This is a genomic window from Pedobacter sp. GW822-FHT03F06 (assembly GCF_058801365.1).
This window is the reverse complement of sequence record NZ_JBXANE010000017.1, coordinates 93,864-106,292: the sequence shown is the minus strand read 5'-3', so window position 1 is coordinate 106,292 and position 12,429 is coordinate 93,864. Positions and strand designations below refer to the sequence as shown.

6 protein-coding genes are annotated in these 12,429 nt (G+C 39.9%); 4 read left to right on the top strand and 2 right to left on the bottom strand.

The genetic code is table 11. The features are described 5' to 3' along the window. Positions 1-406: 406 nt before the first annotated feature. Positions 407-2,332 (bottom strand): glucosamine-6-phosphate deaminase, encoded by a 1,926-nt coding sequence (gene nagB, locus AC1RJ8_RS23600; protein ID WP_426326997.1) that lies wholly within the window; start codon positions 2,330-2,332, stop codon positions 407-409. A gap of 153 nt (positions 2,333-2,485) precedes the next feature. Here nagB and AC1RJ8_RS23595 point away from each other — a divergent pair, with 153 nt between their 5' ends. The 3 genes from AC1RJ8_RS23595 to AC1RJ8_RS23585 all read left to right on the top strand — a co-directional run bounded on the left by AC1RJ8_RS23595 (position 2,486) and on the right by AC1RJ8_RS23585 (position 8,293). After that, complete coding sequence (locus AC1RJ8_RS23595; RefSeq protein ID WP_492956017.1) at positions 2,486-3,682, top strand: anhydro-N-acetylmuramic acid kinase; 1,197 nt, start codon at positions 2,486-2,488, stop codon at positions 3,680-3,682. A gap of 114 nt (positions 3,683-3,796) precedes the next feature. Then, on the top strand, positions 3,797-6,958 hold the full coding sequence (locus tag AC1RJ8_RS23590; RefSeq protein ID WP_492956018.1) for a SusC/RagA family TonB-linked outer membrane protein: 3,162 nt from the start codon (positions 3,797-3,799) through the stop codon (positions 6,956-6,958). 27 nt (positions 6,959-6,985) lie between these two features. After that, positions 6,986-8,293 (top strand): RagB/SusD family nutrient uptake outer membrane protein, encoded by a 1,308-nt coding sequence (locus AC1RJ8_RS23585; RefSeq protein ID WP_492956019.1) that lies wholly within the window; start codon positions 6,986-6,988, stop codon positions 8,291-8,293. A gap of 35 nt (positions 8,294-8,328) precedes the next feature. Here AC1RJ8_RS23585 and AC1RJ8_RS23580 read toward each other — a convergent pair whose 3' ends face one another. Then, a complete protein-coding gene (locus AC1RJ8_RS23580; protein WP_492956020.1) occupies positions 8,329-9,075 on the bottom strand; it encodes a DeoR/GlpR family DNA-binding transcription regulator in 747 nt (248 codons plus the stop codon). 245 nt (positions 9,076-9,320) lie between these two features. Between AC1RJ8_RS23580 and AC1RJ8_RS23575 the strand changes: the two genes are divergently transcribed. Continuing rightward, positions 9,321-12,419 (top strand): SusC/RagA family TonB-linked outer membrane protein, encoded by a 3,099-nt coding sequence (locus tag AC1RJ8_RS23575; RefSeq protein WP_492956021.1) that lies wholly within the window; start codon positions 9,321-9,323, stop codon positions 12,417-12,419. The last annotated feature ends 10 nt before the right edge of the window (positions 12,420-12,429 follow it).

The following is a 12,429-nucleotide window of genomic DNA, read 5'->3' as shown; positions in this document are numbered from 1 at the left end:
ACGCTTACCAAGCTTTCTTCTTGTAATACTATTTGAAAGAAGAAAAATCAGTTTGATAAACCAAAGGAGATGACGAAGTTTTTTTATCTTTCACTGAAGAAACCGGGATCAGTAATGAAAGCTGCCTTACGTTCAATAAACCTGACCGACAGCGTTATCCCGATTTAAGGTTAATTTGTTTTATCGTTTTTTTATCGGGATTAAGCAAAGGGCAGGACTACAGGGGCCGAAACACTACGGACACTGCTTTCCAAAAAAAGAGATTTTGGAAAATTAGACTTTAATTATATTGGTTGGTGTCACACCAACCAATAGGAAGGTACTACGCTCAACATGACGGCCTGGTGGGCAAAAAAAATCCTGCCTTGAGTTAACAAGGCAGGATCAATATTTATTTTAACACAAGTTAATCCACAAATTTCCAGCGTACAAAAGCTTCCATTGCTTCATATTCTGCAAGTCCTAGTTCGTCGTATGCTTTTGCCGTATCACGGTTACGGTCTTCGGCACGCTGCCAAAACTCTCTTGAATCGTCGCCAGGGAAAACTGCCCTGTCTTTTTGGCTCTGGTGTTTGAAAATAGCATATTTTTTACGCTCAAGCTCCTGCGGAGAAATAGGAACAGCCATTTCGATTTCATACGTTTCAAATTCGTGCCAAGCACCGCGGTACATCCACAACCAGCAATCTTGTGCCCAGGCTTCGGTTTTGCGTAAACGTTTTAATGCTTCTAAAATAATATTAAAACAAACAATATGCGTTCCATGCGGATCTTCAAAATCGCCTGCTGCATATACCTGCTGAGGCTTAACTTCTTGCAATAGCGCTATTGTAAGTTCGATATCGGCATCCGTTACCGGGTTTTTCTGAACCTTACCGCTTTCGTAGAAAGGAAGCGCCTGAAAATGGATATGATCATCTTCAAGACCGCAATATCTTGCGCCGGCAATAGCCTCGCCTTTTCTGATCAATCCTTTAACTGTTTGGATTTCTGGCGTATCTATCTGGTTAGGTTGTTTCTGCTCAATAAAACTTCTCATTTTGTTGTAGAGATCTTTCAAATGTGTATTGTCCATACCCATTTTCTCTGTGAAATCTACATTGAACTCAACGAAACGAAGTGCATCATCATCCCAAACCGCGGTATTACCTGAGGTTTGGTAAGCTACGTGTACATCATGCCCTTGGTCAACCAGACGTAGAAATGTACCGCCCATCGAGATCACATCATCATCAGGGTGCGGTGAGAAAATAATGATTCTCTTTTTGGCAGGCTCTGCTCTTTCCGGACGCTGAGAATCATCAGCATTCGGTTTGCCTCCTGGCCAACCTGTAATGGTGTGCTGTAATTTATTAAAGATATGGATGTTGATATTGTATACTGGTCCTTTTTCAGTAGCCAGTTGTGCCATACCATTATTGTTATAATCGTCTTCGGTTAACTTTAAGATCGGTTTTTTCAAGGTATTGGCTAACCAAATCACCGCTTTACGGATCAATGCATCTGTCCAAACACAATCTTTAACCAACCATGGAGTATCAAAACGGGTCAGTTCTGAAGCTGCAGGTGCATCAAGAATGAATTCTACATGATCAGAAAGTTGCAGGTACGTTGCCGGAACATCGCCCGAAATCTCACCTTCAACTGCTTTTTTGATAATGGAAGCCTTTTTACGGCTCCAGGCCATTAATATAATTTCCCTTGCTTTGAAAATTGTACCTATTCCCATGGTAATGGCCTTAGTTGGTACGAAGGTTTTTCCACCGAAATCGCGTGCGGCATCACGGCGGGTAAGGTCATCTAAAGTAACTAAACGGGTACCAGAATTTGGTGCAGATCCTGGCTCGTTAAAGCCGATGTGACCTGTACGGCCGATACCTAAAATCTGGATATCAAGACCTCCAAGATCACCTATTTTCTTTTCATATTCTAAGCAGAATGCAGGAATGTCTTCCAGTGCAAGCGTACCATCAGGGATGTGAACATTCTTCTTATCAATATCGATATGATTGAAAAGGTTTTCGTTCATAAACGTAACATAACTTTGTGCCGCAGTTGGCGCCATTGGATAATATTCATCCAGGTTGAAAGTAATTACGTTTTTAAAACTCAAGCCCTCTTCTTTGTGCAGTCTAACCAATTCGGCATAAACTGCAATTGGGGTAACACCTGTTGCTAAGCCCAGTACTGCAGGTGTGTTGCTTGCTTGTTTAGATTTAATGAGCTCGGCAATGCGGTGTGCAACATTAATTGAAGCAATTTTTGGATTTTCGAACACGCTTACCGGTAATTTCTCGAAACGTGTCTCCTCCAGTAGATTTAATCTAGCCATTTTTTTTATATGGATTTTAATGTACGGAGCAGTAAATATAGAGAGTTATGCCCAATTTGTAACAAAGGATATTTACTTTTATTGCAAGTATTTATATAAAATTCGATTAAAGGGGCAGACAAACGTTTGATCTTTTTAAGATAAAAAAACAATATGAACACACAGATTGAAAAGTTGTATTCGAAAGCAGGGAAATCGGAGCGTTTAATTATAGGATTGATGAGTGGTACATCAATGGATGGACTGGATATTGCACTTTGTTTGGTAAAGGGAAGCGGTGCTGAGACGGAAATCCGGATTTTAAAATTTAAAACAGGCGATTATACCGATGATTTTAGGTCCAAAATAAAAGCCGTTTTTTCGAAAAAAGAAGTCGACTTACAGTTGGTTTGCCTGATGAACGAACATATTGCAAATACCCATGCAGGGCTAATAAATGAAGCACTAAAAGAGTGGGGTTATCAAAATGAGGCTATCGATTTTATTGCAAGCCACGGCCAAACTATTTTTCATGCGCCAAAGTCTCTGCATCAACTAGCCGATTATCCAAATGGCACATTACAAATAGGTGATGGTGATCATATTGCGCTAAAGACTGGGATTATCACCCTTTCTGACTTTAGACAAAAACACTTGGCCGCTGGTGGCGAAGGTGCCCCCTTAGCGGTTTATGGCGACTATTTAATATTTTCGAAAGCTGGCGAAGATCGGGTAATGTTAAATATAGGTGGCATAGCAAATTTCACCTATTTGCCAGGCAGTACCGATGCCAGTGAAATTTTTTCGACGGATGTTGGCCCTGGAAATACTTTGATGGACCAGTATATGCAGAAATATTTTAATCAATTTTATGATAAAAATGCGGCTGTTGCCTTTGCAGGCGAATCTAATCCCGGTCTATTGTCTGCGTTAATAAACTGCAGCTTTTTTAACCTGGATTTTCCTAAAACCACAGGGCCGGAATTGTTTAATCTGGAGTATTTAACCAGTGCACAAAAACAGTCATCAACAACCGGTTTAAGTGCAGCCGATGTAATGGCTACCTTATGTCATTTTTCTGCAGAAACCATTACCAATGCAATTAAGCGTTGCTTTGGCGAAGATGCCAAAGCACAGGTTTTTATGAGTGGCGGCGGAATGCATAACCCCTTACTTGTGCAGCTTCTAAAAAGCAAGTTACCTTTTTGCAACTTCTTAACCACTGAGGATTTAAATATTGATCCCGATGCAAAAGAGGCTGTTTTGTTTGCTGTTTTGGCCAACGAAACGCTCTGTGGCAAACCAATAAACTTTGGCGATAGGCAAGGCGTGCCTTCGGTTTGTATGGGTAAAATCAGTTTACCAGCGTAATAAAACGCAATTGCTTTGTGGATTGTAAATCAGTTTGTACAGGTTAAAAATTTGGTTTGTGCGGTATTTTGTTAAATTTGTTTTAACACTAATCTTCTAACAAAACCAAATTTTATGGAAAAAAGTTACCTAAAATGGTCACCAGGATTCTTTGCAATTTTGTTGATCCCATTTCTGCTGCTCTTATTTACAGAAATGGCGCAGGCACAAAACAAACGGTATACCATAAGCGGTAAGGTTACCGATGCGGCAAATAACAGCCCTGTTCCCGGCGCTGTTGTAAAAATTATCAATACAAATCTGGTAACAAGCACAAGTTCGAGCGGAACATATAGCTTTTCGGTTGATTTAGCACCCGGTAAATATCAGATCCAAATTTCTTTTATAGGCTTTAAATCGAATATCGAATCTGTAAGCCTTGGCGACAATACCACGGTTCAGGCAAATAGTGCTTTGAGTGGTGATGCAGTGGGACTAGATGAAGTAATTGTTACGGGTACCTCTCAGGGAACTACACGTAAACAGCTCGGTAGTTATGTGAGTACGGTAAAAGGTGATGATTTAAATAAAGCACCGAGTGGAAATGCGCTGGCCTCACTTCAAGGAAAAACTCCTGGTGCACAGATCAGCCAGAATTCTGGAGATCCGGCTGGCGGAATTTCTGTCCGTTTAAGAGGTGTAAGTTCGGTTAACTCATCATCAGAACCACTATACATAATCGATGGGGTAATTGTAAATAATTCTACAACCAGAGTAACCAATACCTCAGGAAATTACGATAACATTAATAATGGAGTTCAGGTCGGAAATATCGGCCAGAATAGAATGGTTGACATTAGCCCGTCTGATATTGATCATATTGAGGTTTTAAATGGGGCAGCAGCAGCAGCCATTTATGGGTCGCGCGCAAATGCGGGGGTAATCCAGATTTTTACCAAGAGAGGCAAAACCGGAGAGCCCCAAGTGAGCTTTAGTACAAGCCTAACCATAAGTGAGCTCCGTAAGCAAATTGAAGTAAACCAGGCGCCTGTTAGATTTGGGGATAATGCAAACTCTGTAACGCAAGATATCATTCAAACAGTTCCACCCACTCCAGGTGCCACTCCTGTTTTACAGACCGCAAAAACTCCAGTTACCAGATATAACTATCAGGATTATATTTTTCATACCGGCGTAGGCACAGATAACTCCGTTTCTGTTTCAGGTGGAAACGATAATACCAAGTTTTACACATCGGCAGGATATTTTTCAAACCAAGGGATTATAAAGAATACAGATTTCAAAAGAATGAACTTTAGAGCAAATCTGGATCAAAAGATTAATAACTGGGCTAAAATGACCGCTGGCTTTAACTATGTACACAGCGATGCCAATGAAAAACCAGATGGGAATTCATTCTTTTCGCCAATGAACTCAGTTACCATTATTGGTAATTTTCATGATATTTTTGCTAGAGATATACTCGGTAACTTGCAGGCTGTTGGCGAACGCGGCCGTGTAAATCCGGTATCGGTTATCGAAGATATTAAACAGCGAGAGTTTACCAATCGTATTATTGCCAACTTGGGCTTAAAGCTTAATCCCGTGAAAAACCTAACCATCGATTATACCATGGGGGTTGATAATTCTATTCAAAACGGAACAACATTTATTCCGCCCTTTACCTATAATGTAAGTACGGGCTTTTATGGTGGTGGGGCTAGTTTAGACCCATCATTAAATGGTTATGCAAGTGCGGCAAATGCAACAACAACACTATTTAATAATGAATTAAATTTCACCTACGATGCAAAAATATCAGATCTGTTAAGTTCTACAACACAATTGGGCGGATCGTATCAATATCAGAAAGATTTGTTCAGTTTGTTAAATGGTAGGGGGCTGGCACCACTTATTGAAACCGTAAATGGCGCCAGTACTATATTGCCAAACAATGATAACCGTTCAGAATTCTCGATAAGCGGTGCTTATCTACAACAGAATTTTAAATATAAAGACCATCTTTTTGTTACAGGTGCAGTCAGGGTCGATCAATCGACTGTTTTTGGAGAGGGAAATGGAACACAGTTTTATCCAAAAGCAAATGTAAGTTATGTGTTGTCATCTGCCAATTACTGGAAGGGACTTGGCTTATCTTCATGGTGGAATACCCTCAAAATCAGGGCAGCTTATGGCGAATCGGGTAATTTAACAGGTATTGGGGCCTACGACCGTTTTAATGTGTATTTACCCAGTGCATTAAATAGTAAAACATCACTGGCATCTAGCAGCACGTTAGCCAATACCGATGTTAAACCGGAGCGCCAAAAAGAACTGGAATTGGGTACAGACATGTCGTTTTTTAACAACAGATTAGGCTTAACTTTTAGCTGGTACAATAAAAGTGTTAAAGACCTATTGTTGGGTGTGGTAATTGCGCCAACTTCCGGTTATTCGAGTCTGTTGGATAATATTGGCGGATCACTTAAAAACAGAGGGATAGAACTTATGCTTACAGGGGTGCCATTAAAAACGCAGGATTTTACCTGGACCACCACCTTAATTTACAATAGAAACCGGAACAGAATTGTCGGATCTGGTGCGCAACGTTTAATCAATACTAATGCCGGGGCACCGGTTTCTATCACAGATGGTTATCCTGTTGGTGTTTTTTACGGAACTTTCTTTGCCAGGAATGCCGACGGAAGTTTATTAACTAATGCGCAGGGAATTCCACTAACTGAAAGAGGGGTTCAAAAATCGCCAACTGAATATACTGTACAACGCGATGCGAATGGATTGCCTACTGGAGATCCTCTACGCAAGGTTCTTGGTGATCCAAACCCAGATTATACAGGGTCGTTTGTAAACGATTTTACTTACAAAAAGTTAAGTCTGCACATTCAGTTAGATGCAGTACAGGGAGGCGATGTTTGGAATGCAGATTGGAGAACCCGTCAGGGTGTAGGTAATGGTAAAGTAGCTGAAGCAGAATATTTAGGACAGTTGCCTCGAGGCTACGTAGCGGGGGCTTATAATGTAGAAGAATGGCGTATTGATGATGGCTCTTTTGTGAAACTAAGAGAAATTTCTTTGAGCTATAACATTGGTAAGGTAAAGTTTGTTAAAGATCTTACCGTAAATATTAGTGGTAGAAATCTGGTTTCGTGGGATAATTATAAGGGCTATGATCCAGAGTTGAATGCAGGTGGACAATCAACAATTTTAAGAAATATCGATTTTGGTGCGGTACCGATCCCACGTACATTTTCTTTCGGTTTACAAGCCAAGTTCTAATTCATTGAAGAAATAAATCATATTAAGATGAAAAATTTAAATTCAAAATATATTCGCTACGTATTTTTCTTTGCAATGGGCGTTTCGATGCTTGCTTGTAAAAAAGAATACCTAAACCCTAATGGAGCTGTAGCCGATGATGTACTCCTTTCTACAAGAGGTTTGACCGGGATTACTGTCGGCCTTCAGAAAAACTTCTCCACAACAAGGGCCGGCCTCTTATATGCCGCAACTACGGTTAATGGCATTACCACAAACGAGTTAATTTCTGTTAATACGGGAAATACCAATGAAGATCGGTTAATGACAGGCGGAGTGCAGGTAGATGGTACAAATTCCGTATTGTTAAATGTTTGGACCAGTTCAAATAAAATCATTTTCGATGCCGATAATGTGATAAATAATGCCGCTAAACTTGCTGATAAGGGGCTAGCTTCTGGCTTAATTGCACATGCCAGTATTTTTAAAGCTTTAGCGTTAGGTAATTTGGCAGAATTTTGGGAGAAAGTTCCGGCCGGAACCGGGCAGAATGTAACTTTTGTTACAAGGGCAGAAGGTTTTAACAAAGCCATTGCAACCATTGATAATGCTTTGGCCTTAATTGCAGCAAACCCAATCAGCACCTCCTTTTTGAGCAACATTCCTACAGGAGTTGATATTCCGAATACGTTGAATGCGTTAAAAGCACGTTACGCCTTATTTGTTGGAAACTATGCAGTTGCGTTAAGCAGCGCCAACGCTGTTGATTTAACCAAAAGATCGTCGTTCACTTATGATGCGCAAAATCTCAATCCCATTTTTGAAATTGCTACTTCTACTAATAATGTAATCCAACCTAAAAATTTAAATTTAGGGCAAACTGGTGCCAATATTCCAGATGTAGGTGATACAAGAATTCCGTTTTATACTACAATAAGCACTACCGTTCGTATTAATGGTTTTGGTGCGGCTAGTTTAGCGCCAATTCCAGTTTATCTGCCTGGCGAAATGACTTTAATTAAGGCAGAGGCTTACGCTCGGCAGGCCACCCCTAACCTGGGGTCAGCACTAACTGAGTTAAACAAGGTAGTAACGCGTCAGGCAACAGGAAATGTGCTCGATGCTAATTATGGAATGGGGGCTGGGTTACCTGCGTTAACGGGTAGCTATACACAGCAACAGCTTTTAGATCTGATTTACAAACACCGTTGTATTGAGCTTTTTATGTCTGGTCTAAAGCTCGAAGATATGAGAAGGTTTAATCAACCATTAACCGATCGTAAACGGAATTTCTTTCCTTATCCTTTTCAGGAAAGGGATAATAATACCAATACCCCTGCAGATCCAACTTTCTAGCAGATGAAAAAGTCCCGATTTTCGTCGGGACTTTTTTATAAAATATTCAATTCTTTTTCGCGGTAACGTGAAAGTGATTCATGATCCAAATCTAATTCTGTTATTAGATAACTAATGCTTTCTATCGGGCACACCCTTAATCTTAAAGCAATATCGAGCTTCTCAGAAATACAGAGCACAGCGGTTCTTTTTGCACAGGCCAACATGGCCTTTTTAAGTTGGTTAATTTCCCAGTAAGTATCCGTCAGGCCTTCGTCTGGGTGGATGGCGCTGGTTCCCATCAGGCATAAATCGGCCTTAATTTCCGATAATTGTGTAATTACCTGCCCGCCATAGGTAACTTGCGAATTTTTTGAAAACAAGCCTCCAATCAAAATCACTTCGATATTGTTGTATTTGGCCAGTTCTACTGCCACCAACGGACTAATGGTGAAAAATGTAGCAGATAGGCCCTGTGGAAGCCGTTTTACAAACTCTAAAATCGTTGTTCCTCCCCCGGTTAAAACGACCATGCCATCTTTGATCAACTGAACGGCTTTCTTGCCAATCGCAATCTTACTATCTCTGGCATAAACCGTACTATCGTCAAAAGAACTGTGATAAGACTTCGATAAAGCACCGCCATGAACCTTATAAAGCAAGTTTTCATCCACAAGCTCTTGTAAATCCCGTCTGATGGTATCTTCCGAAACATTAAGCAACTGCACTAAGTCGGATGTTAAAACACGGTTATGCAAGTTAATCTGGCGCATGATGAAGTCGTGGCGTTCTTTTTTCAGCATAAATCATTTGATTTTCTACGAATGTATAAAAAGATTTTAAAATTATATTATTTGCGTTTTTATGCGTGTTTGTGCGATAAAATTTTGTTTGATAGGAAGATATACTTTATTAAATTGTTTTTTTATTGAAAAACATTTATGATATTAGCTAAATAATAAATTTAAATGCGCTTTTATGCGTGTTTTGGCAAACAACAAATTAACTAACAACTAACAACCCATTCCATTCCCTAAACAGGCAGTTTATGAAAAAAAAACTACTACTAATTTTTATTGGTACGTTTTTGTTGCTGGCCCATGCCATTGCGCAGCAAATAACCGTTACCGGTAGGGTTACGTCAGAAGACGGACCAATACCTGGTGTTTCCATCCGTGTGAAAGGAAACACAGCCGTTTCGCAAACCAATGCAGATGGATCATATACCATTAAAGCATCAAAAAGTGATGTTTTAATATTCTCTTACGTTGGTTACACAACGATAGAAAGAACCGTTGGCATAAATACGACAATTAATGTGGCCTTAAAATCTAACTCAAAAGGGCTGGATGAGGTTGTAATTACTGCCCTTGGTAATACTGTTAAGAAACGAGAACTAGGAACTTCCCAGCAAACCGTAAGTGGCGCAGCAATTGCAGAAACACAGCGAGAAAACTTTATTAACGCTTTACAGGGGCGGGTAGCAGGTGTAGAGGTGACAAGCTCTTCTGGGGTTCCAGGAGCATCATCTTCGATAACGATCCGTGGGGTAAGTTCTATCAGCGGTAGTAACCAGCCACTGATGATTGTGGATGGATTACCTATTGATAATAAGACTTTAAATACTTCTGCCTTTGTATCTGATGCGAGTTCAAATACTGCTTTTAGTAATAGGGGGGTAGATTTTACTAACCGTTCGGCAGATATCAATCCTGAAGATATTGAAAGTTTAGTTGTTTTAAAGGGACCGGAAGCGGCAGCGCTTTATGGTATTGATGCTGCAAATGGAGCAATAGTAATTACGACTAAAAGAGCAAAGGCAGGTGCTGGGGCTGTTAATTACAGTAACAGTTTCAGGGTGGAAGCAACTAGAGCTTATCCTGAAATTCAAAAACAATATGGACTTGGCGGTAGCGGGGTTCCCGGATCTGTATCTACCCTGAATAATATTTATCAGTATTTCGGTCCTGCCTACCCTGAAGGAACACAGTTTTACGATAACGTAAAAGATTTCTTCCAAACAGGCTTTACTCAAAAGCATAACCTTTCATTTGAAGGCGGTTCAGACAAAGTTAATTACCGTATTTCGAGTGCCTACACTGATCAAAGTGGTGTTGTACCAAACTCCGACTATCAGAGAATCAACTTGACCGGAGCCTCTCAGGGGATTGTAAATAGCTGGTTGAAAACTGATTTGTCTATGAATTATAGTTATGCAGTTAACGATCAGCCATTAAAAGGCAGTATTGGTCCTTTATTGGGCTTATTGGCCTGGCCGCAAACCGATGATGCATCGAACTATTTGACTCCAGCCGGAACCAGAAAGCTACTCGCCTTTGGATCGGCAGGTAATGCTGAAATTGATAACCCTTATTTTAATGTAAACAAGAATATCATCAATTCAAAAACAAGTAGGATTATTTCAAATCTGGGTTTAACTATTACGCCATTTAGGTGGGTAAATATTAAAACCAATATTGGTATGGATTCTTATACCAATCAAAACTTAATTGTCCGCCATCCCGAAAGTGCTTCAGCCTTTAGCAGAGGCGGAACAATTGATGTTGCCAACGATATAACCAGAAATATTAACCTGCAAAATCTGATTAATTTTAATAAGCAACAACTTACTAAAGATATTTCCTTTGACGCTACACTTGGGAATTCCCTGCAGAACTTAAAATCAAATGTTGATGCCGGATATGGTGAAGGATTTTTAGACCCTAATTTTAATTCATTAAATAATGTAGCCACAAAATTAGTTAGAACTTCAATTAGCCAACGCCGTTTGGTAAGCTTCTTCGGTAGAGCGACTTTCGATTATAAAAATTACCTGTTTTTAACAGGAACCATCAGAAACGACCGTACTTCTACCATTCCGATTGACCGGTATTCTTTTTGGTATCCATCAGTTCAGGGAAGTTTTGTTTTTACGGATGTACCTGCTTTCAAAGGGCTCAAAAATGTGTTCTATTATGGTAAGTTAAGGGCAGCTTATGCAAATGTGGGTAAAGATGCCAGGCCATATGCCTATGTGCCGACATTAGAGAATAAAACAACTTCTGGCGGCGGTTATGGCTATGGATTTACAGGACCGAACCCAGGTTTAAAACCAGAATTTGCGAAATCTTATGAATTTGGGGCCGAATTAGGTTTCTTAAATAACAGGTTAGGTCTCGACGTAACGGTTTATCGCAAAGAAACCACTGATCAGATTGTAAACGATATCAGAAGTAGTTATGCAACAGGTTTTATTTTGTTAAACCTTAATGGTGGCTCTACCAGAAACCAGGGTATTGAGTTAACCTTGCGCGGAAATCCTATAAAAACAAAAGATTTTAACTGGGACGTTTTAGCCAACTTCGAATCGGCAAGGGGGAAAGTACTTTCGCTTCCAAATGCGCTACCTGAATCTTATGTGTCTGATACCTGGTTATACGCCAATGTGCGCAATGGTAATACACCTGGAAATTCAACCAGATCATTAACCGGTCTATTTTATTTAAGAAATAATCAGGGGCAGTTGTTAATAAACCCTACAACAGGAGTGCCTGTACGTTCTACTACCTTTATTGAGGGTGGATATGACAGACAGCCTGATTTTACAATTGGTTTATCTAATACGTTTACCTATAAAAATATGTCATTGTCATTCCTGCTCGATATCAGGAAGGGCGGAGATGTATTGAACGCTACCCAGCATTTCTTAACCACCATTGGTTTAGCTAATAATACTGTAGATAGAATGACCCCAAGAATTATTCCTGGCGTACTGCAGGATGGTAGAGAGAATACCGCAAATCCAACTCAGAATAACATAGCCTTTGTTCCTTATTATCAAAATACATTTTATTCTACAGCAAGCGAAGAGTTGTTTATAGAAAAGGATATCAACTGGATTAGGCTGAGAGATGTTACTTTTAGTTATAAGCTGCCGCAAACGATGCTCAAGAAACAGAATTTTGTGAAAAGCGCAAGTGTTTTTGTTACTGGAACAGATTTGTTTTTGATTACCAACTATACTGGTTTAGATCCGGTTGTTAACGGAAATACGGCTGCTGTTGGTGGTTCGGGAGCTTCTGGTATCGATTATGGTAATTTTCCAATGCCTATTGGTTTAAACTTTGGAATTAAGATTGGATTATAATGGAAAAGAT